This is a genomic window from Microvirga sp. BSC39 (assembly GCF_000739015.1).
Classification (GTDB): Bacteria; Pseudomonadota; Alphaproteobacteria; order Rhizobiales; family Beijerinckiaceae; genus Microvirga.
In genome coordinates this window covers 1-24,892 of sequence record NZ_JPUG01000080.1, presented here as the reverse complement: position 1 = coordinate 24,892, position 24,892 = coordinate 1, and the positions used below count along the sequence as shown (strand labels likewise).

The window sequence follows — 24,892 nt, the reverse complement described above, 5'->3', positions numbered from 1 at the left end:
GAACTGCTCCGGCAGCGGTTCCTGCACGAGATCATTATACATTGTTCGCAGATTGGAGGCGATGTGGCGCTGAGCCGTGGGACCGAGGACTGGGCTGGTCTCTTCACCGGGCCGGATGAACGGAAAGGGCTCCAAAGGGGGGCCGCGATCTTCAATAATCGACATACGCTGCCCCATCATCAGCCACTCTGCACCAACACTCAACGGCAGAGTTGAGCCGAAGTTGCCGACAAATGTACGGTACCGCACATTTGCCGCACGCCGCCTGCCGCCGACCTCCTCGCTTGAACTGGGGCAGTCAGCCTGTATATCCGCTCCTGCTGGTCATCCTGGCAGCTAAAGCATAAGCTTCTCGTCGTATTTGAACTCGTCCCGGCATGCCTGATCTGACCCAATCCTCCGTTCACAACCGGCTGCTGGCCAAGCTGTGTCCTGAGGACTTCGACCTCCTTCAGCGGTCTCTCGAGCCTGTGACGCTCAACCGAGGCGATGTGCTGATCACCCCTCACCAGCCGATTGAGCACGTCCACTTCCTTGAGGCCGGCATCACCTCGATCATTGCGAATACGGCAGGCGGACGGCGCATTGAGATCGGCCTCACCGGACGGGATGGTCTGGCGGGCACTCCTGTTCTTCTCGGGGTCGACAGCACCCCGCACGAGACGTTCATGCAGATCGGAGGGTCAGGACTGAGGATCGAGACGGAGCGCCTGCGGCAGGCGATCCGGCAGAGTTCCTCGCTGCATTCCCTGCTGCTTCGGTATGTTCAGGCCTTTACCATTCAGACGTCGCACACGGCTTTGTCCAACGGCAGCCACAGGATCGAGGAGCGTCTCGCCCGCTGGCTTCTCATGTGCCACGACCGCGTGGACGGGGATGACCTTGCCCTTACGCACGAGTTCATCGCGCTGATGCTGGGAGTGCGCCGGGCCAGTGTGACGGAGGCGCTCAACATCCTCGAAGAGCGGGAGATCATCCAAGCCAATCGGGGCAATGTCGTGGTTCTGGATCGCCTTCGTTTGGAGGAAACAGCCGGGGACAGCTATGGCGTGCCAGAGGCGGAATATGAACGTCTCATTGGTTCGTTCCGCTAGACTAGCTCAGCAGCGTCAGATCTTAGCCTGTCCGTTGCCTGACCCGAGCGGCAATATCCTCGTAGGTGGCTGAGCATAAGGGTGTTGGCACCAGGAAGCCGGGGCTTGGGTTCGAAAATCCCTGACGGACAAGGTCATGTCAGTCTCTCTCGTCTTCCTGCGCGTGGTCCGCTAAGCTGAGGAGTATTGCCAGCCGTCCTTCGCAGGAGTCCGTCCTGAGCGCAGCATTTATCCATAAGCTTGAGCAGTACGATCATCTCTCAAACTCGGAACGAGAAGTTCTTGGGAGAGCTGTCGTCAGGCAAGGAGCGGTAGGAAAGGGAGAGGATCTGGTCCGCGAAGGTGATCGCCCGTCCGAGAGTATCTTCCTCATCACGGGCTTTGCTGCGCGCTACAACATCCTGCGCAATGGGAAACGCCAGATCACGGCCCTTCACGTGCCGGGCGACTTCGTGGACCTCCACAGCTTTCTGGTGAAGGTGATGGACCATGCCGTCATGGCGGTCACGCCTTGCACGATCGGCATGGTTCCCCACGAGGCTCTTCGCGAGATCACCGAAACCCACCCTCATCTAACCCGGTTGCTGGCGGTGAACATTGTCGTCGATGCCGCCATCCACCGCCAGTGGCTCGTGAGCATGGGGCGGCGCTCGGCCCTTGAGCATACCGCTCACCTGCTCTGCGAGCTTCTTCTACGCCTTCGGGCCGTCGGATTGACCACAGATGATAGCTTTCAGCTCCCCCTGACCCAGGCCGAGTTGGGCGACACCCTTGGGCTCTCAACCGTTCACGTGAACCGGGTTATCCAGGAACTTCGTAAGGAGGAATTGATCACCTGGCATGGTGACACTGTGGTCATCAAAGATTGGCCGCGCCTGCAAGGGATCGCCGAGTTCGACCCAACCTTCCTGAGCCTGAAAGCTGAGCCACGATAACGGGACACCGTGGGATGCAGCGCCAACGCTATTCCGCGTCATCCCAGCATCTTGCCAACCACCGGAAGATCCGAAACGGTCGATGCTGTTGAAAAAGTACTGAGGGCTGGTTCCTCCATCTATTACTAGCGCCAGCGTACAAGATCAGGCCCAGCATCCTGTATGCTGACAATGCGAAAAGCGACAGTTGCGGAGTTTTTCAGCAGCATCTGCCAGGAGGAGACATTTGAACAACTCTAATGACTGATATTCCCGGGCACTCTCCCGATCAGCCGCTCTCCAAACCTGAACACACATCGTGAGCCCAGCGTGTATGGCTGATTGATCTCGAAGTGCATCCTGCTTGCTGCAAATGTGGGCTGTGCCCTTGCAACCTCGGCTTGTGAGAACGCCAAGCCCCGACACAAGGGCTCAGCAAGAGAAAGCGAAGGATACGCTGGGTCTAGCGCGCTGCCTGTAGATCCGGCAGGATTGAAGCTTAAGCGGAACTCAGCCATGCAACTCCTTGAACGCCAGGCTTCGTTAGAGGTTTTACAGCAATCCGCGCGTGACTTGCGTGCTGGAGAGGGGCGGGTCGTGCTGGTCAGCGGCGAGGCCGGTCTGGGCAAGACCTCACTCCTGGAATCTTTCGCCTCAACCCACCGTGGACGGGAGCGCGTCCTGTGGGGCCGATGCGATCCCCTGTTTACCCCCTCGCCCTTGGCACCATTCCAGGAAATCGCGGCGCAGATGGGCGGCAGGCTCTCGGCCCTGCGAGACGATCAGGCAAGCGTCACCGTCGTTTTCCCCGAGTTACTGCAGGAGCTCCAGCGTGCCGGTCCGGCAATCTACATAATTGAAGATTTGCATTGGGCCGACGAGGCGACCCTGGATGCCATCAAGTTCCTGGGGCGGCGGATCCAAGCCGTTGAAGCTTTGCTGATCGTGTCATTCCGCGACGATGAGTTCGATCAGAACCACTCCTTGCGTAACCTGCTGGCCGTACTGGCAACATGCCGAGCCGTCCGCCGGATTCCACTCGCCCCACTGTCGGTGGGGTCGGTCCGTCAGCTCACCCAGGACGAGTGCTTCGATCCCGATATCGTGCACCGGAAGACCGGCGGCAATCCCTTCCTCGTGACGGAACTGCTGATTTCGGGCGAGGCTGACCGTGTCCCGTCCACCGTTCGTGATATTGTTCTCCAACGTGCTGCACGCCTTCCCAAGGCTGCCCGGAACGTTCTTGAGGTTGCTGCGGTGATCGGCCCGCGCTCTGATGCTCGCCTCCTCCGGCGCATCGTGGGTGAGGATGCCGATCTGACCGATGCATGTATGGGCGTGGGGCTCCTGCGTGCCGAGGGAGAGACACTCGTTCTGCGCCATGAACTCACCCGCCAGGCAGTGCTCGAGTCGATCGCACCCCCGCGCAGGGCGGTTCTGCACGGTCAGGTGCTGGAGGCGCTGCTGGAACTCGGGACCGCCAGCGGGAGCCTTCTTGCACACCATGCGGACGCGGCTGGTGACGCGGAGGCAGTTCGGACATACGCTCCTGTTGCAGCGAAGCTGGCCAGATCTGTGGGATCGCACCGCGAGGCCGCTGATCAGCTCGCCAGAGCCCTGCGGTACACCGGGCCAAACCGCCCTGAGGAGCGAGCCAACCTGCTTGAGGCTCTCGCGGAGGAGTGCGCGCTCCTGGACCGCCAGGGCGAGGCTGCTGATGCCCGGGGCCAAGCGGTCAACCTATGGCGCGAGCTCGACAACCCGCGCAAGGAGGGCAGCAATCTCGCCGCGCTTGCCTGGCCGCTCGTTCGCTCAGGCCTGAATGCCGAGGCGGACGCGTGCAGTCTCAGGGCAATCGCGATCCTGGAGCGACTCGGACCCAGCCGCGAGCTCGCTGCCGCGCTGCGGATGCAGGCACACCTGCGAATGCTCGATCGCGACAAGAGCTCGGCCATGGCGTGGGGGCGCAAGGCAATCGCGATGGCCGAGGCCGTGGGCGATCAGGAGACCTTGGCATCGGCCCACCTCGCGGTCGGGGCCGCGATGCTTGTGACGGACGATCTGCGCGGCCGCACCCATCTCGATCGAAGCATCGCATTGGCCAGGGAGCACGGCTTCGATGGCCTCGTTGCCCTTGCCTACCTCAACATCGGCTCCTCATATGGCGAACAGTATCGCTTCGCCGAGGCCGAGCAGATCCTAAAGGAGGGGATGGCGTATGCCTCCGAGCGCGACCTCGACCATGCCCTCCATTACACTCAGGCATGGATTGCCCTCACGTACCTTTACCAGGGCCGCTGGACCGACGCTGCTGACATGGCACATGAGGTTCTGCAAACCCCCGAGTTGGCTGTAGTCAGCCGTATCATGGCACTCGTGGCACTTGGGCGGGTGCGGGCCCGCCGCGGTGATCCAGGGGTATGGACGGCTCTCGACGAGGCTCTGGACCTGGCACAGCGCACCGGCACTCTCCAGCGTCTGGCACCGGTGCGCGCCGCCCGGGCCGAGGCGGCCTGGCTTGCCAGGAACCCTGAACAGGCGCGAACAGAGGCAGAAGCGGTCTGGGATATTGCACTTGCGCACCGCCATCCCTGGCATGGAGGCGAGTTCGCCTTCTGGCGCAGGCGGGCGGGATCAGAGGTTCATCCCCCAAATTGGATAGCACGACCCTTCCTACTAGAGCTCGATGGCGAGTGGCAGGATGCGGCCATTGCCTGGGCGGCGCGGGACTGCCCGTACGAACGGGCCCGTGCGCTCGCCGAGGGCGACGAGGTTGCCTGCCGGGAGGCATTGGCGCTGTTTGACCGCCTCGGGGCCAGCCCCGCCGCCGATGCCCTGCGGCAGCGCCTGAGGAGCGAAGGGGTCGGCCGCCTACCGCGTGGCCCGCGGACCGCAACCCGTAGCAACTCGCTGGGGCTGACCTCTCGCCAAGCGGAGATTGTCTCGCTGCTGAAGGAGGGTCTGACCAACGCAGCCATCGCAAGCCGACTGCACATTTCGGCAAAGACAGTGGACCACCACGTCTCGGCAGTGCTCGCGAAGCTGGGTGTCTCATCGCGCCTTGAAGTCGCGAGGTTTGAGGCAGGCCCGCAGCCGATGATATCGGGTAGTGTCGCCAAAAATGGGGGTACCGGCCGCCCAAAATAGGGAGGTGTTCCCGATGCGCAAAATTAGAACCTGCGCGAACCTCCTAACGTAGCCCAAGCGGCTGCTTATGGAGGAGAGACAATGACTCGATATCTTGTGGAGCGGACTTTTCCAGATGGACTGAGCCTGTCAGCCGACCAGACCGGTGCCCAGGCCAGCAACGCCGTGGTTAGCGTGAACAACCAGGAGCAAGTCACCTGGGTGCACTCCTATGTTACCCCAGACAAGAAGAAGACGTATTGCATCTACGATGCCCCCTCACCGGAAGCCATCCGCAGGGTTGCGGAGCGAAACAACCTGCCGGTTGATCGGATCACTGAGGTGCGCGTACTCGATCCATACTTCCTTTATTGATGCGCATGGAGAGCGGCCTCCGGCCAACGAGCACGGAGGCCGCGCTACTCAGAGCCAAGCCGACGGCTTGAAAATCTGACTTGAGGAGTTTGATAAGATCAGCATCGGGTCAAAATGTGCTGTAGAGCATACTCGCATGGACGTCCGCTTGCTGGCCTCAAGCGAACGGATCTACACCAAAGCCTGCGTGTGGAGGCTTCCACCGGAAGGACGAACTCGAAACGGATGCCATGGGCACTCTCGTGGCGGAAATCGATCTGGAGGAGCAGCAGATCAGGACTGCACTGGGCGAGCGGTGACCAGGATGTCAATCGCCATCTGGCAGGAGCCGCCGATGCTGGAAGCATGGAGCCGACCCGATCGGCCAGCGACCTATCCCTGACCAGAATTGGGGAGCGTTCTCGGTTTGCCGTGCTCGTCGATGGCCACAAAGGTGAAGGTGCCCTCCGTGACTTTCTCACCCGCCTGTGTCCCTCTCGCCTTGGCCCAGGTCTCGATGTGAACCGTGAGGGAGGTCTCGCCATTCTTGACCAAGGTGCAGTAGCAGGAGACCTCGTCACCAACAGAGACAGGCCGCAGGAACTCCATGGCATCAATCGAGACCGTGGCAACGCGCCCGCCTGCGGCCTGAGCCGCAAAGGTTCCACCAGCCAGATCCATCTGGGACACAGTCCAGCCGCCGAAGATGTCACCGCTCGGGTTGGTGTCCCGCGGCATCGCTACCGTCCGTAGATGTGGGCCGCCTGGCACGTTAGGTTGCTGGTCTGTCATAGAAGCTTCTCCCCTGTTGCATCATCCCTGCCCATGGCTGCAAGCGGTGAACGCTTGTCGTTCATGAGTTCTCTCATGCGGGGGGCGGCGAGCCGTCGGGCAGGAGGGGGGCGTCCACGGTGCACGTGACCCCGCCTGGGGCAAACGCAATCCGGACATCGCCTTCCAGATCCAGAGCCAAGCTGCGCTCGATCAGCCGCGTCCCGAAGCCCCTTCGCGTCGGCACTTGGACCGATGGGCCGCCGCTCTCCTCCCACGTGAGGTGCAGGCGCGGCGGCTCCTGCGTGCGATCGAGGGTCCACTGGATGCGGATCTCGCCGACCGCGTTCGAGAGAGCTCCATACTTAACGGCATTGGTCGCCAGCTCTTGCAAGGCCATGGCGAGCGCCAGCGCCATCCGGGGCGGTAGCCGCACGTCGGGTCCACTTAGGTGCAGCCGATCCTCGCGCCGGTTGCTGTAGGGTGCGACCGCCTCGGCCACGATCTCGCGCAGATGGGCACCATCCCAGTTCTCGCGGGTGAGCACGTTGTGGGCTCTGGAGAGCGCCAGCAGGCGCGCCTCGAAGGCAGCCAGGGCTTTCTCCAGGGTCGCGGCATTGCGCAGCGTCTGGCTGGCGATAGACTGGACAGTGGCGAGCGTGTTCTTCACCCGATGGTTCAGCTCGTTGATGAGAAGCCGCTGATGCTCCTCCATCTGCTTGGTTTCGGTGATGTCCCGCGAGACCGACAAAAGCTTGTCAACTGAGCCGTCCGGATTGGGGATCGGGCTTACTGCCACGTCCCACCAGCGGGGCTTGCCCTTCATCGTTGGGGTATGGCCCTGAAAACGGGCGTTGCCGCCGGCGAGCGCCGTTCTGACTGCTTGCTGGGCTTTTTCATGATCAGGTCCCGTCCAGAAATCACGCCAATCGCAGCCCTCGATGGAGCCGAAAACGTCCACCTCCATGACGTGCAGGCCACCCGGGCTCATGAACCGCAGGCGGGCATCGGCATCGAGTACCTTGATGCAGTCGGTGGAGCTTTCCAGGATGCGGCGGGTGAACTCCTCGCTCTCCTGAAGGGCCGCCTCCGATTGCCTGCGCTCGGTGAGGTCAATCATGGCGCCGATCATCCGAACTGCGCATCCGCGCTCATCCCGGATTACGTAGCCGCGGTCGAAGACATAGGCGTCCGATCCGTCGGCCCTCAGGAAGCGGTACTCCATACTCCAGTGCTCGGGACCACCGTCGATCACCGCGTGAATGGCCTGCACCACCCGCTCCCGGTCATCGGGATGGATGTGCTCCTTCCACCAGGAGCCATTCGTCTCGCCTTGCGGGTAACCGAAGAATGTGGTGAGAGCCTCGTTCCAGAGGATCCGGTCGGCAGCGAGATCCCAGTCCCAGATTGCATCATTCGTGGCCTTGGCGGCGAGACGATAGCGCTCCTCTGTATCGCGCAACGCCTGCTCGCCCTGGCCCCGTTCAAAGGCAACTCCAAGGAGATTAGCAAAACCCTGCATGAAGGCAATGTCGGCTTCAGTGAACCTGCTCTCAATGGGGCTGTCCGCCTCGAGAACACCGTAGCGCCTGCTGCGAGTGGCAATCGGGACGTTGATCGCCCGCCTGATCCCGTGCTCCACCAAGGCTTGGGGCGTGCGAAAGCAGGTCTCGCCATCCAAGTGGCTGGAGATGACGGGTTCTCCCTTCTTGTAAGCATAGCCTGTGGGGCTTTGCAGATCCCCACCCGTCCTGGAACCGATCACGCGGGGCTTCCATCCCACTCCAGCTCGCACAATGAACTGATCCTCGTCGGGCAGATACTCCATAGCCTTGCAGTAACGAGTGTGCAGCCCCTCGGCGCAGAGGCGTGTCGCCTCTTGAAGCAGGAGGGTGAAATCCGGTGTCTCAAGAGCGAGGACGCCGAACTGGGCCAGCCGCTCCTGTTGGTGGAGACGGTAGGTCAGTTCGTCACCGGAGAGTTCCGCCGGCTCCGGGGAGCCTGTCATCGAGCCTCCCCGCTGCTCATGGTTCATGCTGGTGGTCCGGCTAAGATCGCGATGGAGTGTAACGCGCAAGGTCGCTTAGGGTCCCATGTAGGAGCCGTTCATCCCGTATCAGTGCAATTCGCTGGATCGTTAAACGTCCGCTAATGGGATGGACCGGCCGTGCTTACCGGCGCACCCTTCACCAGGGGCGGCCCAGCACGAGGATCTGAGCCATGCCTAATGCTCCGCTTCAGCACGCTGCCCAGTGGCAAGAACAGCTTCCATCTCATGGGTTTGGATACCCGAGGTGCCATTGTTCTGCGCCAGAAGCTCTCCCGCGGACAGGTGGAGCAGCGCCTTGCCAACATGCCCACCTGCCTGATCGGCATGGAAGCCTGCGTTGGAGCCAATCATCTCAGTCGCCAGTTGCTGGCCCTCGGCCATGATGTGAAGCTGATGCCAGCGCAGTTCGTGAAACCCTTAAGCAAGAGCCACAAGAACGATTTCCGCGATGCCGAAGCCATTGCCGAAGCGGTCCAGCGTCCAACCATGCACTTCGTGTCGATCAAGACGCTCGAACGGCTCGACCTGCAGGCGCCTCACCGCGTTCGCTCGCGCCTGGTGAGCCAACGAACAGCGGTGATCAACCAAATCCGCACCTTCCTGCTGGAGCGCGGCATCGCCGTTCGGCAGGGACTGCGTTCACCGCGCCAAGCCCTGCCGGATATCCTCGCCAACCGCACCGATGTCTTCACTCCACGTATCGCGCGCCTGATCGAAGGCTTGGTGCAGGATTGGCATCACCTGGATGAGCGTATTGATGCAGTGACCGAGGAGATTGAGGCGCTCGTGGCGGCAGATGAGGCCTGCCAGCGCCTGATGAGCCTGCCGGGCGTAGGTCCAATCATCGCCAGTGCCATGGTGGCAGCCATTGGCAACGGTACGGCTTTTAGCCGAGGGCGCGAGTTCGGCGCGCGGTTTAGGCTGGTGCCAAAGCAAACCTCGACGGGTGACCGCACGATCCTGCGGCCGCCTGTCGAAGCGCGGCAACAGTTATCTGCGCTCCTTACTGGTTCAGGTCGCCCGTGTGCTCCTGCTTTGGCCCGCCAAGTGGCGCCAGCACAGTTTTGGGAACTGGCTGACGGCCGCCTCTATGCGCCTGCATCACAATGGGCTCGCGGCGGCTCTGGCCAACAAGCTGGCGCGGATTGCCTGGAGCGTGCCGAGCCAGAACCGCACCTATGAACCATGAACTGCCGCTGTGACGGGTAAGGGCAGTATCGCCCCTCCCCGGCCACAAGGCGCTTTGGATCTCGCCGAGGTCTGCGAGAGGAATACGAGATGGAGAACGGTCGCGCCGTCGCGTTCACGCTCCGGTGACCCGGTGAGCCATAACGGGCCGATCCGCTTATGAGACTGAATGCGCGCGGATATCCATGGTGGCCAGGAGCATTGCTCCGCAAGGGCCGGATACATTAGCGCAAGACCAACCTCACCATCTCCAAAGCCTCTTGCGACCCACGGCCGGTCCATACATCAGGGTCAAATCAGGAAATCGCCTGCCTTTCAGGGATGTCAGGAGTGCCTGCGCAAAGCGGACATTCGGCCTGCCGCGTGGCACTGCCATGCGTCAGGGGTATGAACAGAGCGCTCCTCAAGCACCTACATAACACCTGATGCCGCGGATCAATGCCAAGTGGATCCGCTCCCGAACACAGGTTACTCGCGGCCCAGTCCGGGCTGCTCATGCGGAGAATGGAATGGAAGGATCAATGGGGAAGAAGCGGCTCCATCCCCTCACCCGGGAAGCCCTCCAGAACGGCTTCGTTGACGAGATGATCGCGCGCTCAGGAACTGACCTTCGGGTGCTGAGCGATGAGGAGCGACGCCTATCCTTGGAGGCGACTCTTGCTGCTCAGCCCACCCCAGATGATGTCTGGCTGTTTGGCTACGGCTCGCTGATCTGGAACCCGGCTTTCCACTATATCAAGCGCGAGCCCGTGCTGATCCGAGGCTGGCACCGACAGTTCTGTCTGGCCACTCCCATCGGACGCGGGACGCCGGAGCACCCTGGTCTGGTTCTTGGATTGGATCGCGGCGGCTCCTGCCGGGGTGTGGCCTTTCGCATCGCGCGTGCTGAGGCTGAGGCTGAGCTTGAGTTGGTCTGGCGGCGCGAGATGGTGACAGGAGCCTATGTGCCGCGCTGGGTCAGGCTATACGGATCAGGCCTGCCCCACGGTGTGTCTGGCATAGCTTTCACCATCAACCGCGCGGCACCGAACTATGTACGTCCTGTCTCAGAGGTCGATACAGCCCGGGTGATTGCGACCGCCTCTGGAGCGCTCGGCTCCTGCCGGGACTATCTCTTCGACACTATCCATGGCCTGGAAGGGTTTGAGATCCACGACCCTCACCTCAATCGGATCGCGCGCCTAGTGAGTAAGCACCGGGACTGAGCCATAGCAAGCCCGGCTCAAGGTCGGGTGAACTCCGGTACGCTTTCTTGCTCGCGGGCCCTTAGCGGCGGAAGACAAGGCTCAGATTGTTGGCGGGCATCGGAATGCGTTCGGCAAGCTCCAGCTCATAGCTTCCGGCGAGCTCCGCCACCTCTTCCAAATCGCGGACACCCCAATCGGGATTTCGGCGCCTGAGGTCAGCATCAAAGGCTTCATTGCTTACGGCCGTATGGGCGCCGTTTTCCTTGTAGGCTCCGTAGAGGAAGAGCACGCCTCCGGGTGAGAGCACCCGCCCTGCCCCGGCCACCAGCCCCTGCGTTGCCTGCCAAGGGCTGATGTGGACCATGTTGATCGCGACAACGGCATCGGCCTGCGCGACAGGCCATTCGGGAGCAACAGCATCAAGGTTGAGCGGCGCGAGAAGGTTGGGCAGCCTGGCGACCGCCCGATGGGCCGTAATGCTTCTCAGGGCCTGCTCGTCCTGATCCGATGGCTGCCAAGTCAGATGCGGCAGCGCAGCCGCGAAGTACACCGCGTGTTCGCCTGTCCCGCTGGCGATCTCCAGAACCGTCCCGGCTGGCGGGAGAACCCTGCGAAGTACGGCCAGGATTGGATCCCGGTTGCAGGCCACAGAAGGTGAAGCCAGTGCATCTTGGGAGGTGAACGTCTTCATCATGTGCAGATATATACCGCAGTCTAGGGGCGCGTGTCTGACCCTTGAATGGGAGGGTTGCCGACGGATCAAAATAGGGAAGTTCAGGCATGCCAGACAGAGGTCTGCTCATTGCACGATATCATGTCTTTGTGACTTCATAACAGACTGTTCCGTGACAGAAGCATGGTTGAGCTGAGGGTGAACCAAGGGCAGGCTCCGACCGACTCACTTCGTCAGTCACCGTTCCGAGTCCGGAACCACTTGAGACACAAGCCGGCTGCTCCGGCTTCAGCGTTTGGCTACCTATTGGCTACCTGGAGGAAAGCAGCTCAAAGGGCCTATGCCGGTAACCCTTTGATAGCGTTCGTGAGCGCGCTGGGACTCGAACCCAGGACCCTCTGACTAAAAGTCAGAGGATCTCACTGCCTGTGGACGGCGAGCGTAAAAGCACCCACCATGGGTTTTGTCGCAAATCGTGGCTACCAACAGAACGATGGCGAAGTGGCTTGCCACCGCTTATGCAGCAAGCCGCTCGAACTGCTCTGCGAGTGACGGTTGCGGATTCTTGGCACACTTCGCCTGTCCTTTCCGGATCATGTGGATCATCTCGATTCCACTGAGAATCGCGCGAGCGCTGTCGATCGACTTGAAGCCGAGCATCGGTCGCACTCGGCGCTTAATGCGCCGATGGTCATGTTCGATACGATTATTCAAGCACCGGCTTTGTCGGATCTGGATCAGCTGGAGCATACACCTTGACCGATCCTGCAATCGGTCTGTCGTGTCGCAGGCTACGATCGCTTCTCGGTTCGTCTGGCTGCCATCGATGACAATCCGCTCGGGTCGGCCAGGTCGTTTAAGTGCCTTGCGCAGGAACCGTTTGGCGGCAGCCAGATTGCGTTGTTCGCTGAACCAGAACTCGACCGTGTCACCGTTGCTGTCGATGGCGCGGTAGTGAGACTGCCACTGCCCGCGGACCTTGATGTATGTCTCATCAATGTGCCACTTGCCCGTGACGGCTCGCTTGCGTGAATTGGAGCGCTCCAGCAGTTTGGGTGAGTAACGGATAACCCACCTGTGGATCGTGGCATGATCAACCGAGACGCCACGCTCGGCCATCATCTCCTCCAATTCTCGCAGGCTGAGATCCTAGGCTAAGTACCAGCGCACGCAGAGCAGGATCACCGAACGATCGAAATGCAGGCCCTTGAACACCTGTTCCTCCAGTACTGAGACCTCCACCCCAGCAGCTGAAACTCTGAAACAAAAGATTTGCGACAAAGCCCTCGGGCACGTCACAAGATTTCAGAAGGGCGGATCTATTTAGACTAAAGTTCAAGCGGATCTCAATTGACCCTCATGCTGTCGCTCGTTACTGGTCGACTAGTCGACAAGGATGACGCCATGCTTGCTGTATCGGTTCAGTCGCCCCATCAGCTTGAGGTTCGCGAGGTTGCCGCGCCCGAGAAACCCGCACCTGGCGAAATCCTGCTGCGGACCGTAAGGGCGGGCATCTGCGGCTCGGATATCCATATCTTTCATGGTTCAAATCCGTTCGCCCGCTATCCTCGGGTCATCGGGCACGAGTTCGCCGGGGTCATCGAAGCTGTAGGCGCGGGCGTAGAAGGCCTTGCTCCAGGCGACCGTGCTGTGGTCGATCCTGTGGTCCCGTGCGGACACTGTTATGCCTGCCGAGTCGGACGCTCCAACGTCTGCGGCAATCTTGAAGTGTTTGGCGTCCATCGTGACGGCGGCTTTCGCGAGAAGCTCGTCGTGCCGGCAATCAACTGCGTGAAGGTGCCGGACACGATGCCCTTCGAGATCGCAGCTTTGGCCGAACCCTTCTCCATCGCTGCCAACGTTCTCTCCCGCACCGGCATTGATGCGGGCGACACGGTGCTGATCTACGGAGCCGGCACCGTTGGCCTCACAGTCCTCCAAGTCGCCAAGCTTCATGGTGCCCGCTGCCTGATTGCCGACGTCGATGCTGCCCGGCTTGAACGGGCACGCGGCCTCGGCGCTGATGTGACCATCCACTCGCGGGAGCAATCGGTTCCGGATGCCGTCAAGGACGAGAACGACGGTTTTGGGCCCACAGTCATTATTGATGGTGCTGGCATCCCTGCCCTCCTGGAAGAGGCTTGCCGGATTGCAAGCCCGGCCGGACGGATTGGTCTGCTCGGCTTCTCGCCTGCACCCTGCAACATCAGCCAGCAGGAAATCGTCAAAAAGGAGCTGGCCCTGGTCGGCTCACGGTTGAACCGCAAGCTCCTGCCCCAAGTCATTTCCTGGCTCGCCGAGGGGAAACTCAACCCGGCAGCCATGATCACTCAGACCTTCCCGGCCCAAGAGGCCCGCGCGGCCTTCGACCTGATCGAGACGCGTCCCCAGGACACCATCAAGGTTCAACTCGCCTTTGGCGAGTGAGGAATGCTTCGCCCGGCCGACCCCGAAAGGGCGCGGCTCTCATCAAGGAGGAAAATCGATGTCACGCCAATCCAACCTTACCCGCCGCGCCACTGTCGGCGCTCTGGGAGTCCTGCTCGCCCTCGGCGCAGCCACCCCCTCTTTTGCCCAAGCCAAGATGACCTTGAAGCTGGGTCACCTCGGCAATGAAGAGAATGTCTGGCACAAGGCAGCCATGAAGTTTGCCGAGGAGGTATCGAAGCGCACCAATGGCGAAATCGAAGTCAAGGTCTTCCCGAACGAGCAGCTCGGCAAGGAAACCGATCTGATCAAGGGAATCCAGCTTGGAACCGTTGACTTCACGATCACGGGCGAATCGCTGCAGAACTGGGCTCCCTCCGCAGCCCTGTTGGCGGTTCCATACGCCATCCGCGATTTCGATCACCTTGACAAGGTCGTGAATGGCCCCGTCGGTCAGAAGATTGCACAGAACATTGAGGAAAAGACCCAGCTCAAACCGCTCGCCTACTTCGCTCGTGGCGCGCGTGAGCTGACCTCGAACCGGCCCATCAAGACGCCGGACGATCTCAACGGCCTCAAGCTGCGTGTTCCCAACGTGCCGCTTTTTGTGAAGGTCTGGGAAGCTCTCGGGGCCAAGCCGACGCCGATGGCCTTCTCGGAAGTGTTCACGTCACTGCAGAACCACACGATCGACGCGCAGGAAAACCCGCTCGCGCTGATCAAGTCGGCGAGCCTCAGTGAGGTGCAGAAGTACGTTAACCAGACGGACCACGTGCTGAGCTGGATCTATTTGGTGGGCGGGAGCAAGAAGCTCGGACGTCTTCCTGCTGAGCAGCAGAAGGCCATCGCCGAGGCGGCCAAGGCCGCTCAGGCCTATGAGCGTGAGCTGTTCCTGAAGGACGAACAGCAGCTCGCTGCCGATCTCAAGGCAAAGGGTATGGAGTTCGTGGCGTCTGATAAAGCGGCCTTCGCGGCGAAGGCCCAGCAGGCCGTTGCCTCCGCTCTCCCGGCCGAGATCAAGCCGCTCTACGACGAGATCGTCGCAACGAAGTAATCCTCGCTTGGGCCGACGAGGCCTTGAGTTGCGTGCCCCTGGGGGATGGCTCAAGGCCCGTCGGCATTCCATCAAACGATGACCTCCGAACGAGAGCGAACATGCGCAACATATTTGCCGCCTTGATGTCGGGTGGGCTCACCCTCTGCCGCTATGGCACGATCATCGCCTTCAGCGTTCTCATCGCGGTTGTGACAATCCAGGTACTTGGCCGAGTCCCGGGCTTCCCGTCACCTTCCTGGACGGAGGAGGTCGCCCGCTTCGCACTGGTTTATCTCGTGGCTTTCTCATGCGGGATCGCTGTCCTTCGGGGCGAGCTCGTCAATGTCGATCTCTTCGTCGGACCCCTTCCTGCTCGCGCACGCGCAATCGTCGACAGGATCGTTGATGTCATCATCTTCGGGTTCGCCATCGCGATCATTCCAGGTGCCTATGATTATGTCACAGGAAGCATCGGTGAGCGCGCGCGTTCGATCGATATCCCGATGATCATTGTCTACGTGGTCACGCTGATCATCCCAGTATCGCTGGCCTTCTTCTCACTCGCGCGGCTCTTCGGTTTCGGACAATCCGCTCCCGCAAGCCATGGGGAGCTCGTCTGATGCTTGTCACCCTTCTTTTCACGACCTTTGCGGTCTGCCTCGTTCTCGGCGTTCCTGTCGGCATATCCCTGGGACTCGCCGCTGCTGTGTACCTTATCGGAGCGGATATCGACTTGAGTGTCGTACCGCAGTTCATGTTCGCAGGGATGGACTCGTTCGTCCTTCTCTGCATACCTGGCTTCGTACTGGCCGGCAATCTCATGAATGGGGGCGGCATCACGGACCAAATCGTCCGCTTCGGCAATGCCGTCGTTGGCCACATCCGAGGCGGCCTCGGCCTTGCCAACGTCCTTGGCTCGATGATCTTTGCAGGTATTTCGGGAACAGCCGTCGCGGAGACGGCCTCAATCGGCTCCGTCATGATCCCGGCGATGCGCAAGTCCGGTTACGATGCCCCCTTCGCCGCGGCCGTGACAGCCTCGGCCTCGACGGTCGGACCGATGATCCCACCAAGCGTCCCTATGATCATCGTGGGCACCCTCACGGGACTGTCCGTCGGCAAGATGTTCCTCGCTGGCGCAGTCCCGGGCATTCTGCTTGGCCTCGGCATGATGATCACGGTCTACATCCTATCGCGAAAGCGCGGTTATCCTAAGGGTGTTTGGGGCGGCCTAGGCCATGTTCTTTCCACCAGCAAAGGCGCCTTCTGGGCGCTGCTGATGACGGGTGTCATTCTGTTCGGCATTGTAGGTGGCATCTTCACACCAACCGAAGCCTCCATCATATCGGCGCTTTACGCGTTCGTGGTTGGCCTGTTCATCTACAAGGGGTTCAAGCTGACCCACCTGCCGACAATCCTGCTCGAAAGTGCAATAGGTTCGGGAGCTCTGATTCTTCTGGTGGGGCTAGCGAATGTATTTGGCTGGATTCTCACAAGTGAGCAGATTCCCCAGATGATCGCCGACGCGATGCTGTCGATCACCACGAACAAGTATGTGATCATCCTTTTGATCAATATCCTGCTGCTGATCGTCGGCACCTTCATGGAAACTATCGCGGCGCTGATCATCCTATTCCCACCGTTGCTCGCAGTCGCCGTCAAGGTTGACATTGATCCAATCCATTTTGCGACGTTCGCCGTGCTCAATCTCATGATCGGCTTGACGACGCCGCCAGTGGGAGTGTGTCTCTTCGTGGCAGCGAACATTGCGAAGGTCTCTCTTGCTGCGGTCTCCCGCGCAATCGTGCCCTTCCTAGTGTGCAACATCATCATCCTACTCTTGGTATCATATATCCCCGCAATCTCACTGTGGCTCCCCAGCCTCTTTTACAAGTGAGGTGTTGATGTCCTCTTCAAGCATGAACGCCAACAGAGAGCGTGCGCAAGGCACGGCGGCTTCGCCACCATCTGTGACGGTCCGCAGCATCCGGGAACAAATCCGTAATGATATCGTCACGCTCCGCCTCAATCCCGGGACGCGGCTATCGGAGAATGAGCTCGCCTTGCGTTTCGGCACCAGCCGTGCGCCGGTTCGCGAGGCCCTCATCCGATTGGTTGAGGAAGGGTTGATCGAAGTGCTGCCTCAGCGCGGCAGCTTCGTGAGCCGGATCTCCCTCGCGTCCATGCAGCGAGCGCGTTTTGTACGTGAAGCCCTGGAGATCGCGATCGTCCGGCGTGCGGCTGAGCGCGGGCTTTCATCATCCGCCCAGAAGAGGATTGCGGCAGCACTGGCCGATCAGGAGAACGCCCAGGCAGATCCCGAGCACTTTACTCTGGCGGATGACGCCTTTCATCGCGCGTTTGCCGATGACATCGGCATTGCCCAAGTCTGGTCGGTGCTGGAGCGGGAAAAGTCGCAGTTTGACCGGATCCGCTTTCTCAGCCTGCCCGTCAGGACCCCCGTCGAGGCCCTGATCGGCCAGCACAGGGAGATCCTCAAGGCTGTTCTGAGCGGAAATCCCGAGGAGGCTGAAGCAGCGATGCGCGTCCACCTCTCCGAGGTGCTCAAGATTACAGAGCAATTGGCCGCTGAGCACCCGGATCTGATCGCAAACGATGTCTGATCAGCATAAACCGATGGCGGCAGACCGCCCCCTCCTCTCTCCGGCAACTCTCGCTCTCGCCAAGGCCGGAACGCAGCGCCCGGCCTATGATCGCAGCCGGCTTCGCACTGGCATCGTTCATCTTGGCCTTGGTGCCTTCGCCCGCGCGCACCAGGCGCTCTATACAGAGGAACTTCACGCCGCCGAGATCAATGACTGGGGGATGACAGGTGTCAGCCTTCAGCGTCCCGATCAGCGCGACCGTCTCATGCCGCAAGCAGGGCTGTATACTGCGCTCCAGAAGGATCGCACGGGCGTGTCGGCGCGCATTGTGGGCTGCGTCAACTCGGTCATGGTGGCCCCAGAGGATCCTGTTGCGGTGGTGGAGGCCATGGCTGATTCCCGCGTGAAAATCGTCAGCCTGACCGTGACTGAGAAAGGCTATTGCATCGACCCGGCCACAGGGCGCCTGCAGCAAAGTCACCCCGATATTCGCCATGACCTTGAGCATCCGGGCGAGCCGCGGACCGCTGTGGGCTTTATTCTGGCGGCTCTGGAGCGCCGACGGGATGAAGGCATGGCCCCCTTCACGGTTCTGTGCTGTGACAACCTTCCTTCAAACGGGCGCCTGCTCGCATCACTCGTCAGCGATTTCGCTGCCCTGCGCGATTGCGGGCTCGCTACCTGGGTTGAAACGCATGCCTCCTTTCCCTCCACCATGGTGGATCGGATCGTTCCGGCAACGACCGCTGAGGATATCGCGGAGACCGCCCGGCTCACGGGGCTCGCGGATGCAGCACCCGTCGTGCACGAGCCTTTCCGTCAATGGGTAATCGAGGATCGCTTCATCGAGAACGCTCGCCCGCGATGGGACCGCGTTGGAGCCGAACTGGTCGGGGATGTTGCTCCCTACGAGCACATGAAGCTTCGGCTCCTCAATGGTGCCCACTCAGCACTGGCCTATCTTGGCTATCTGGCGGGTCACGAGACCATCGCAGACACGGTCGAGGATCCTGTTCTGCGCGCGTTTGTCCAGGGGCTCTGGCGAGAAGAGATCATTCCTGTTGTTCCGGCGCCACCCGGTACCGACCTATCCAACTATGCCAGGATGCTCCTGGAGCGCTTCTCAAACCCTGCAATCCGGCATCGCACATGGCAGATTGCCATGGATGGGTCGCAGAAGTTGCCGCAGCGGTTGCTCGCGACGGCGCGCGAGCGGCTCTCCCGCAATCTGCCGCTGCCGAGGATTGCGCTCGCCCTGGCGGCGTGGCTGCGCTATGTCGGCGGCATTGACGAGAGCGGGCGCGAGATCGACGTCCGTGATCCCCTCGCCTCCCATCTCCGGACTGTTCTCGACCAAGCGGGCAACACACTGCATGACCGGGTTCGAGCTGTTGTGGAGATTGAAGCGATCTTCGGTTCCGATCTGTCACGCGACACCCGCCTCACGAATGCGCTGACAGACGCCTACACCCGGCTTCTTACGCGCGGCGCCCGCAACGCTGCGGCGGAACTTAGCTCTGCCGGTATCTGAGCCCGGCACCTACGAGGTTATTACCATGGAACAGACTTGGCGCTGGTTCGGCCCTGACGATGTCGTTCAGCTTCCCCACATCCGTCAGACCGGCGCGACCGGGATCGTAACGGCGTTGCACCACATCCCATATGGGGTCGTCTGGAGCATCGAGGAGATCGAGAAGCGCAAGGCGCTCATTGCGGCCGACCCTTCGCTCGGCCTGCGCTGGAGCGTGGTCGAGAGCCTGCCGATCCACGAGAATATCAAGATCGGCGAAGGCGACCTGACGCCCCTGTTCGACAACTATCGGCAATCGCTGCGCGATCTGGCCCAATGCGGCGTCACCACGATCTGCTACAACTTCATGCCAGTCGTCGACTGGACGCGCACCGAACTCGCCTACCCTCTTCCCGGCGGCGGCACGGCCCTGCGCTTCAACGCGCATGAATTCGCCGCCTTCGACTGCTTTATGCTGGAGCGCCCTGGGGCGGAGGCGGATCACTCGCCTGAAGTCCTGAAGCGGGCAAGGGAGTGGTATGACCGTTCGTCGGAAACGGATCGGCGCCAGCTTCTGTCGAACATCATGGCCGGGCTACCCGGCGCCTATGACCGCTACGACATCCCTGGCCTGCGTGTCATGCTCGACCGCTACCGGGACGTCGACGCCGTTGCGCTCCGTGAGAACCTTGCCCGCTTCCTTCGCGAGGTGATCCCGACCGCGGAAGAGGTCGGCATCCGCATGTGCATCCATCCCGACGATCCGCCGCGTCCCCTCATGGGCCTGCCGCGCATCGTGTCGAATGCGGACGACATCGCGTTCATTCTCGAAGCCGTGGACTCGCCTGCGAACGGGCTTACCCTCTGCAGCGGCTCCCTCGGGGCTAACCCGATCAATGACGTTCCGGCGATCGCCAGGCGCTTCGCGAACCGGATCTGGTTCGCCCACCTGCGCAACGTGGCCAAGGAGCCGGACGGCTCCTTCATGGAGGCGGATCACCTTGGCGGCGATACCGACATGGTGGCTCTGGTGACAGTGCTGCTGGAGGAGCAGCAGCGCCGCAAAGACGCGGGAGACGCGCATTGGCGCATCCCCATGCGTCCCGACCATGGCCATGAGCTTCTGGACGATGTGGGCAAGCCCACCCATCCGGGCTATCCGGCCATCGGCCGCTTGCGGGGCCTTGCCGAGCTTCGCGGCGTGATGACAGCCGTCTCGACCCTGCGCAACCTGCCGCTCTAGACTGCTTTATCGGCGGGCTCCCGCTGCCGCGAGCATCGCTGCGCCAAGACTTTGGATACTTTGTAAAGATGTCGAAACGAGGGGATTGGTATTGACGTTTGCTGATGGTACAGCCGATTGGACCATCGCCAGACATCGCTCCACCTGTCTCCATCCGGTAGCGGGCTAACTTACGAGGTCTGGATGAACGACGTTGTTTTCCTACCCGAGCAAGTCTTGGAAGTGCGCACCTTGGCCGCGCTCCGGGCTGCCGGCGCAAACGAGCAGACAGCAGGGGCAGCCACTCGTGCGATGCTTCATGCCTCACGCCTTGGTGTCGACAGTCATGGAGTCCGCTTGGCAGCCCATTATGCAAAGGTACTCCGCAGCGGGCGCGTGAACCCTGGCCCTGTAATGAAGTCACATCGCACTGCGGCGGGTGCGGCTACTCTCGATGCGGATGACGGCTTGGGCCATGCTGCAGCCTATGCCGCTATGGAGCTGGCCTGCAGCATGGCCAAGGAGGCCGGCGTGGCGGCTGTGGGGGTCGTACGCTCGTCCCATTACGGGGCGGCGGGGGCCTATGCTCTTGCAGGCGCCGAGGCCGGTATGATCGCGGTTTCGATGTCGAACACCGATGCCATCGTGGCCCTGCATGGCGGCGCCGAACGCTTTCACGGCACCAACCCGATGGCAATCGGCGCACCTGTCCCAAACCAGAAGCCATGGCTTCTGGATATGGCCACCTCGTCGATCCCGCTCAATCGGGTTTTCCTCTATGAAACCTTAGGCAAAACCCTTCCTGAAGGTGTGGCCGCAGATCAGTTAGGTCAGCCGACCAGAAACCCGGCGAACGTCGAAATGCTGATGCCTCTGGGCGGCACGGATTTTGGCTTCAAAGGTGCGGGCTTGGCCGGACTGGTGACGCTACTATCGGCCGTACTGACCGGCAGCACTCTCGATCATCTCATGATCCGGATGGCTGAGACCGATGACTTTGAGACACCCCGCCGAATGGGCCACTTCTGTCTGGCCATCGACCCGGACCGCTTCGCCGGACGAGCTCTCTTCGACGAGGCAATCACGCGCTATCTCGCTGGTCTGCGCGCGAGTGCTGCACGGGAGGGGCAGAGCGTCATGGCTCCTGGTGATCGGGAATGGGCTGTCGAAGCCGAGCGTGCCCGCACCGGGATCCCTGTAGACCTGCAAACGGCAGAGTTTCTTAGACTCGCGGAATAGAACACGAGCTGCTGACCTAGAGATGTGCTTCAGTCCTGGCAAAGGAGCAGAGGTCTGCTCCGGGGCAGGAACTGAGATTTCTTATGCCTTCTGAATGTCTGGTTACGTGAGGATTGCTGCCCTCAATTTAGCGTCCCAAGTGTGCCGAGAGCTGCCCTTTAGCTGCCGCCCTTCGAAGGGTGTGAGCCATAGGTCAGGAGCCCCGGCCAGCCGTTCTCTCCTGTGCAGCGGCACGATCCGGGACGGCTCTGTCCATCCCGAGGCCGATCCTGGTGCAGTTGCGCCCCTCCGCCTTGGCAACGTAGAGGGCCCGATCGGCCCGGTAGAGGATTGAGCTGCGGTCATCATGTGGCAGGGCTGCCGTTAGGCCCGCACTGAAGGCGATGGGATAGGGCTTCACATAAGACGCAGGCATGAGCCGGACTTCATGGGTCAAGGGCAGCCAGTTCCCGCGCCTAGAAGTGGGCGGTGGAACATGCCTCCATGCCAATCAGGCAAGGCGGCAATCGGCGGAAGAAGCCGATGAATTCACCCCGGCGGAGCTGACGGCGGATCAGAACCTGTCCGTTCCGATCGATGCCATGAACCTGGAACACATGCTTGGCGAGATCGAGACCTAATGTCGTGACTTGCATTGGAGCGGCTCCCTGTCTGGCGCTGAGGCAATCACCCTATCTCATAGGGCGCTGCCAAGAGCAGGCGCCGTCCACTCCATCATTTATGTAACGATCTGCTCTTTGATACCGTCGCGGAGTGTGACGAGGGCTGCGCGCAGCTCCTCGATCTGCACGTTGGATGCCGCCATGATGGCGGCAATCTCGGTCGGCACGGCCTTGGCCTGGGCCTTCAGAGAGCGGCCTTCCTCAGTGAGGCTGATGCGCACCACCCGCTCGTCCTGGGTGTCCCTCGTCCGCTTCACGAGGCCTGCCGCCTCCAGCCGCTTCAGCAAGGGGGTGAGTGTGCTGGTTTCCAGCAAGAGCTGCTCCCCGATCTCCCCCACCGTCTGACCGTCCTTCTTCCACAGGGTGACCATGGCCAGGTACTGGGGATAGGTCAGGCCAAGCCGATCCAGGATCGGCTTGTAAGCGCGCCCGATAGCGCTGTTGGCGGAATAGACCGCAAAGCACAGGAAGTTGGACAGGTCGAGGTCGGTCGGGGCTTTGGTCATGGCAGGAGCTCGCATCGAAACGGACCAAGATATATCGCGATCGATATAATCGCAAGAGCCACTACTGCATAGCTGGTCTGTGCGGTTTTATATTGATCGCGATATAATCGGACGCGATATTAATATCACTGACACGGTGATCACTACCGAATGTCAGGGCCTCTCAACCCTCTGCCCTTGATAAGGAACCTGCCATGTCCAAGCTCTCCTCCTCCGCTGCCGGTGTTGCTCTCGCCTCCGTCCTCGCCACTGGTGCCGCAGCCTCCCCGGTTCTCGAGGCCAAAACCCAGACCTTCATCGACGCCCTCGCCCAGTCCGGCGGCGCTCCGATCTACACCCTGACCTATGATCAGGCCCGCAACGTGCTGGCCGGTGCCCAGAGCCCTACCATCCCGAGTGCCGCGACCACGGTTGAAGATACCGTCTTCCCGGTCGGCCCCACGGGCAAGGTCAATGTCCGCATCGTCCGCCCGGCTGGTGCCACGGGTGTCCTCCCGGTGGTGATGTACTTCCACGGCGGCGGCTGGGTCATGGGCGATCCCAACACCCACGATCACCTGATCCGCGAGATCTCTGCCGGGGCCAATGCCGCTGTGGTGTTCGTGCACTACGACCGGGCTCCGGAGGTGAAGTACCCCACCAACAACGAGCAGGCCTATGCCGCCACCCGGTATGTGGTTGAGAACGCCAAGTCCCTGAACCTCGATGCGTCTCGCCTGGCGGTGGCCGGTGACAGCGCCGGCGGCAATATGGCCGCGGCCGTGACCCTGCTGGCCAAGGAGCGCAAGGGACCGCAGTTCCGCCACCAAGTGCTGTTCTACCCGGTCACGGACGATGTGTCGGAGAATAGCTCGTACAAGAGCTTCGGCGAAGGACCCTGGCTGACCACAAAGGCGATGCACTACTTCCTGAGCGCCAACTTCCCGCAGGGCTCGCGCCAGGAGATCACTGCCTTCCCACTGAAGGCCTCGGTTGAGCAGCTCAAGGGTCTGCCGGAGGCTACCATCATCGTGGCCGAGAACGACCTGCTGCGGGACGAGGGCGAAGCCTATGGCCGCAAGCTGACGCAGGCCGGCGTGACGGTCACCTCCAGCCGCTACAACGGCACGATCCACGACTTCGTGCTGCTCAACGCGCTGGCCAACACCCCTGCCGCCAAGGCCGCCATCGCTCAGGCCAGCGCCGCCCTCAAGGCCGCCTTCGCCCACTAAGCTTCACAAACCTCCAGAACCTGCCCCGGGCCAAACACCCGGGGCAGGGCTGTCGGTCCGACACTCGTTTCCTCACCATCTCAGGAAAACAATATGACACCGTCTCAGCGCTACCAGGACAAGGCTGCCGCGGCCGAGCGCCTTGTCAGGGATCCGCGACAATCGCCAGAACTCAGGTCCGAGCTTCGGGCGGCAGCACGTCACTGGCGTCATCGTGCGGAACTGGCCGACTGGACCGTGCGCCAGGTGAGAGCGTCTAATTCTTGGGTTCTATGACACCGGCGCAGACCACGACAGACGTGAACGTGACTCGGTTGCTCCGACGGCCTCCGATTTTCCGATAACCCATGTGTGGACGGCGCCTGCGTGGCAAGGGGTTTTTGGCGTTTTGACGATCTGGTCGTGGGCAGCCATGTGTTCGGCCTTGTGATGCGGCCTCATGACCGCGGGCCTTGATGAAGTTCGCGGATCAGGTCCCCAACATTTATGCTGCGTCAGAGCGCAACGGCTTATCACGGGTTTGTCTGATCCCCGGCTCGACCGGTTCGTCATCACACCATCACCACCTCCACCAACCTTGCAAACCTCTCATCCGGCTTCTGGGGGCAGCTTATGCGGCCGCAGCAGCCGGAGCGCGATAACCCTGGTTGCCCTGCAAGACGGCCCAGGCGACCCGAGCCAACTTGTTGGCGATGGCGACCTTGACGACGCCGGCTGGGCGGCGGGCCAAGAGCGCGTTGATCCATCCCGCAGCCGCTGAGGCTTTGCCGCGGGCATGCCGCAAGAGTGTCGTGGCCCCGAGCACCAAAAGCCGGCGCAGATATCGATCTCCTTCTTTGGAGATGTGCCCGAGCCGCACCTTGCCGCCTGTCCCACTCTGGCGTGGCACCAAGCCGATCCAGGCGGCCAGGTGGCGGCCCGAGCGGAAGGAGCGCGGATCCGAAATGGTGGCCGCAAGGGCGCTGGCCGTGATGATGCCGACGCCGGGGATCGTCTCCAGGCGCTGGCTGACCTCATTCGTGCGATGCCAGGCCAGGATCTCCTGCTCAGCCTCAGCAACCCGGACTTGGGCCTCCTCAAGTTGCGCGATGATCAGGCGCGCACACCGCCATGCCA

At 61.5% G+C, this 24,892-nt stretch carries 20 protein-coding genes and 3 pseudogenes; 15 read left to right on the top strand and 8 right to left on the bottom strand.

The genetic code is table 11. The annotated features are described in order from the left end of the window. The first annotated feature begins 377 nt into the window (after positions 1 to 377). The 4 genes from MA07_RS26895 to MA07_RS26880 all read left to right on the top strand — a co-directional run bounded on the left by MA07_RS26895 (position 378) and on the right by MA07_RS26880 (position 5,509). The gene (locus tag MA07_RS26895; RefSeq protein WP_036359754.1) at positions 378 to 1,094 is read left to right on the top strand and encodes a Crp/Fnr family transcriptional regulator; all 717 of its coding nucleotides are present in this window, start codon (positions 378 to 380) and stop codon (positions 1,092 to 1,094) included. Positions 1,095 to 1,270: 176 nt separating this feature from the next. After that, positions 1,271 to 2,029 (top strand): Crp/Fnr family transcriptional regulator, encoded by a 759-nt coding sequence (locus MA07_RS26890; protein ID WP_348270429.1) that lies wholly within the window; start codon positions 1,271 to 1,273, stop codon positions 2,027 to 2,029. Positions 2,030 to 2,524: 495 nt separating this feature from the next. Then, positions 2,525 to 5,155, top strand: coding sequence for a LuxR family transcriptional regulator (locus MA07_RS26885; protein ID WP_052003593.1), 2,631 nt, complete (start codon positions 2,525 to 2,527; stop codon positions 5,153 to 5,155). 81 nt (positions 5,156 to 5,236) lie between these two features. After that, positions 5,237 to 5,509 carry a DUF4242 domain-containing protein gene (locus tag MA07_RS26880; RefSeq protein WP_036359748.1) on the top strand — a complete coding sequence of 91 codons (273 nt, stop codon included), beginning with the start codon at positions 5,237 to 5,239 and terminating at the stop codon, positions 5,507 to 5,509. Positions 5,510 to 5,881: 372 nt separating this feature from the next. Here the strand turns inward: MA07_RS26880 and MA07_RS26875 are convergent, their stop codons facing one another. Continuing rightward, positions 5,882 to 6,280, bottom strand: a complete 399-nt coding sequence (locus tag MA07_RS26875) for an acyl-CoA thioesterase (protein ID WP_036359745.1) — start codon at positions 6,278 to 6,280, stop codon at positions 5,882 to 5,884. A 73-nt stretch (positions 6,281 to 6,353) separates the two neighbouring features. Continuing rightward, positions 6,354 to 8,267: an HWE histidine kinase domain-containing protein gene (locus MA07_RS28255; protein WP_052003592.1), complete on the bottom strand. Its 1,914-nt coding sequence runs from the start codon at positions 8,265 to 8,267 to the stop codon at positions 6,354 to 6,356. A 219-nt stretch (positions 8,268 to 8,486) separates the two neighbouring features. On the opposite strand from MA07_RS28255, the pseudogene MA07_RS26865 reads away from it, so the two are divergent. Further along, positions 8,487 to 9,498, top strand: a pseudogene (locus MA07_RS26865) (IS110 family transposase). 520 nt (positions 9,499 to 10,018) lie between these two features. Further along, positions 10,019 to 10,702, top strand: coding sequence for a gamma-glutamylcyclotransferase (locus MA07_RS26860; RefSeq protein WP_036359742.1), 684 nt, complete (start codon positions 10,019 to 10,021; stop codon positions 10,700 to 10,702). A 61-nt stretch (positions 10,703 to 10,763) separates the two neighbouring features. Here MA07_RS26860 and MA07_RS26855 read toward each other — a convergent pair whose 3' ends face one another. Further along, on the bottom strand, positions 10,764 to 11,378 hold the full coding sequence (locus tag MA07_RS26855) for a DUF938 domain-containing protein (RefSeq protein WP_036359740.1): 615 nt from the start codon (positions 11,376 to 11,378) through the stop codon (positions 10,764 to 10,766). 495 nt (positions 11,379 to 11,873) lie between these two features. After that, positions 11,874 to 12,572: pseudogene (locus MA07_RS26850) on the bottom strand (IS6 family transposase). A 189-nt stretch (positions 12,573 to 12,761) separates the two neighbouring features. Between MA07_RS26850 and MA07_RS26845 the strand changes: the two are divergent. From MA07_RS26845 to MA07_RS26810, 8 genes are all read left to right on the top strand, one after another. Further along, positions 12,762 to 13,784 carry a Zn-dependent oxidoreductase gene (locus tag MA07_RS26845; protein WP_036359737.1) on the top strand — a complete coding sequence of 341 codons (1,023 nt, stop codon included), beginning with the start codon at positions 12,762 to 12,764 and terminating at the stop codon, positions 13,782 to 13,784. A 58-nt stretch (positions 13,785 to 13,842) separates the two neighbouring features. Then, a complete protein-coding gene (locus MA07_RS26840; RefSeq protein ID WP_036359732.1) occupies positions 13,843 to 14,838 on the top strand; it encodes a TRAP transporter substrate-binding protein in 996 nt (331 codons plus the stop codon). Positions 14,839 to 14,939: 101 nt separating this feature from the next. Further along, complete coding sequence (locus MA07_RS26835; RefSeq protein WP_036359729.1) at positions 14,940 to 15,440, top strand: TRAP transporter small permease subunit; 501 nt, start codon at positions 14,940 to 14,942, stop codon at positions 15,438 to 15,440. Continuing rightward, the gene (locus tag MA07_RS26830; RefSeq protein WP_036359726.1) at positions 15,440 to 16,717 is read left to right on the top strand and encodes a TRAP transporter large permease; all 1,278 of its coding nucleotides are present in this window, start codon (positions 15,440 to 15,442) and stop codon (positions 16,715 to 16,717) included. The genes MA07_RS26835 and MA07_RS26830 overlap by 1 nt, the downstream gene beginning before the upstream one ends. A gap of 7 nt (positions 16,718 to 16,724) precedes the next feature. Then, positions 16,725 to 17,444, top strand: coding sequence for a GntR family transcriptional regulator (locus MA07_RS26825; protein ID WP_081929185.1), 720 nt, complete (start codon positions 16,725 to 16,727; stop codon positions 17,442 to 17,444). A gap of 13 nt (positions 17,445 to 17,457) precedes the next feature. Next, the gene (locus MA07_RS26820; protein ID WP_036359723.1) at positions 17,458 to 18,957 is read left to right on the top strand and encodes a mannitol dehydrogenase family protein; all 1,500 of its coding nucleotides are present in this window, start codon (positions 17,458 to 17,460) and stop codon (positions 18,955 to 18,957) included. Between the two features lie 25 nt (positions 18,958 to 18,982). Then, positions 18,983 to 20,179 carry a mannonate dehydratase gene (uxuA, locus tag MA07_RS26815; protein WP_036359720.1) on the top strand — a complete coding sequence of 399 codons (1,197 nt, stop codon included), beginning with the start codon at positions 18,983 to 18,985 and terminating at the stop codon, positions 20,177 to 20,179. Positions 20,180 to 20,362: 183 nt separating this feature from the next. Then, positions 20,363 to 21,397 carry an Ldh family oxidoreductase gene (locus MA07_RS26810; protein WP_036359717.1) on the top strand — a complete coding sequence of 345 codons (1,035 nt, stop codon included), beginning with the start codon at positions 20,363 to 20,365 and terminating at the stop codon, positions 21,395 to 21,397. A gap of 193 nt (positions 21,398 to 21,590) precedes the next feature. Here the strand turns inward: MA07_RS26810 and MA07_RS30555 are convergent, their stop codons facing one another. The 3 genes and pseudogenes from MA07_RS30555 to MA07_RS26795 form a co-directional block, all read right to left on the bottom strand. Further along, complete coding sequence (locus tag MA07_RS30555; protein WP_036359714.1) at positions 21,591 to 21,812, bottom strand: hypothetical protein; 222 nt, start codon at positions 21,810 to 21,812, stop codon at positions 21,591 to 21,593. Next, a pseudogene (locus MA07_RS29280) lies at positions 21,786 to 22,032 on the bottom strand (IS110 family transposase); the annotation flags it as partial. The pseudogene MA07_RS29280 and the gene MA07_RS30555, both read right to left, overlap by 27 nt. Positions 22,033 to 22,115: 83 nt before the next feature. Then, positions 22,116 to 22,565, bottom strand: a complete 450-nt coding sequence (locus MA07_RS26795) for a MarR family transcriptional regulator (RefSeq protein ID WP_036359709.1) — start codon at positions 22,563 to 22,565, stop codon at positions 22,116 to 22,118. 194 nt (positions 22,566 to 22,759) lie between these two features. On the opposite strand from MA07_RS26795, the gene MA07_RS26790 reads away from it, so the two are divergent. Further along, positions 22,760 to 23,776, top strand: a complete 1,017-nt coding sequence (locus tag MA07_RS26790; protein WP_036359706.1) for an alpha/beta hydrolase — start codon at positions 22,760 to 22,762, stop codon at positions 23,774 to 23,776. Positions 23,777 to 24,386: 610 nt separating this feature from the next. Here the strand turns inward: MA07_RS26790 and MA07_RS26785 are convergent. Further along, on the bottom strand, positions 24,387 to 24,892 hold a 506-nt coding region (locus tag MA07_RS26785; RefSeq protein ID WP_036359703.1), incomplete at its 5' end, for an IS110 family transposase.

What these genes read in the sequence shown, in the direction of transcription:
- MA07_RS26875 (WP_036359745.1), bottom strand. Translation starts at nt 6,280, where the DNA reads ATGACAGACCAGCAACCTAACGTGCCAGGCGGCCCACATCTACGGACG.
- MA07_RS26795 (WP_036359709.1), bottom strand. Translation starts at nt 22,565, where the DNA reads ATGACCAAAGCCCCGACCGACCTCGACCTGTCCAACTTCCTGTGCTTT.
- MA07_RS26835 (WP_036359729.1), top strand. Translation starts at nt 14,940, where the DNA reads ATGCGCAACATATTTGCCGCCTTGATGTCGGGTGGGCTCACCCTCTGC.
- MA07_RS26855 (WP_036359740.1), bottom strand. Translation starts at nt 11,378, where the DNA reads ATGATGAAGACGTTCACCTCCCAAGATGCACTGGCTTCACCTTCTGTG.
- MA07_RS30555 (WP_036359714.1), bottom strand. Translation starts at nt 21,812, where the DNA reads ATGCCTGCGTCTTATGTGAAGCCCTATCCCATCGCCTTCAGTGCGGGC.
- MA07_RS26845 (WP_036359737.1), top strand. Translation starts at nt 12,762, where the DNA reads ATGCTTGCTGTATCGGTTCAGTCGCCCCATCAGCTTGAGGTTCGCGAG.
- MA07_RS26860 (WP_036359742.1), top strand. Translation starts at nt 10,019, where the DNA reads ATGGGGAAGAAGCGGCTCCATCCCCTCACCCGGGAAGCCCTCCAGAAC.
- MA07_RS26895 (WP_036359754.1), top strand. Translation starts at nt 378, where the DNA reads ATGCCTGATCTGACCCAATCCTCCGTTCACAACCGGCTGCTGGCCAAG.
- MA07_RS26885 (WP_052003593.1), top strand. Translation starts at nt 2,525, where the DNA reads ATGCAACTCCTTGAACGCCAGGCTTCGTTAGAGGTTTTACAGCAATCC.
- MA07_RS26830 (WP_036359726.1), top strand. Translation starts at nt 15,440, where the DNA reads ATGCTTGTCACCCTTCTTTTCACGACCTTTGCGGTCTGCCTCGTTCTC.
- MA07_RS28255 (WP_052003592.1), bottom strand. Translation starts at nt 8,267, where the DNA reads ATGACAGGCTCCCCGGAGCCGGCGGAACTCTCCGGTGACGAACTGACC.
- MA07_RS26880 (WP_036359748.1), top strand. Translation starts at nt 5,237, where the DNA reads ATGACTCGATATCTTGTGGAGCGGACTTTTCCAGATGGACTGAGCCTG.
- MA07_RS26840 (WP_036359732.1), top strand. Translation starts at nt 13,843, where the DNA reads ATGTCACGCCAATCCAACCTTACCCGCCGCGCCACTGTCGGCGCTCTG.
- MA07_RS26810 (WP_036359717.1), top strand. Translation starts at nt 20,363, where the DNA reads ATGAACGACGTTGTTTTCCTACCCGAGCAAGTCTTGGAAGTGCGCACC.
- MA07_RS26820 (WP_036359723.1), top strand. Translation starts at nt 17,458, where the DNA reads ATGGCGGCAGACCGCCCCCTCCTCTCTCCGGCAACTCTCGCTCTCGCC.
- MA07_RS26825 (WP_081929185.1), top strand. Translation starts at nt 16,725, where the DNA reads ATGTCCTCTTCAAGCATGAACGCCAACAGAGAGCGTGCGCAAGGCACG.
- uxuA (WP_036359720.1), top strand. Translation starts at nt 18,983, where the DNA reads ATGGAACAGACTTGGCGCTGGTTCGGCCCTGACGATGTCGTTCAGCTT.
- MA07_RS26790 (WP_036359706.1), top strand. Translation starts at nt 22,760, where the DNA reads ATGTCCAAGCTCTCCTCCTCCGCTGCCGGTGTTGCTCTCGCCTCCGTC.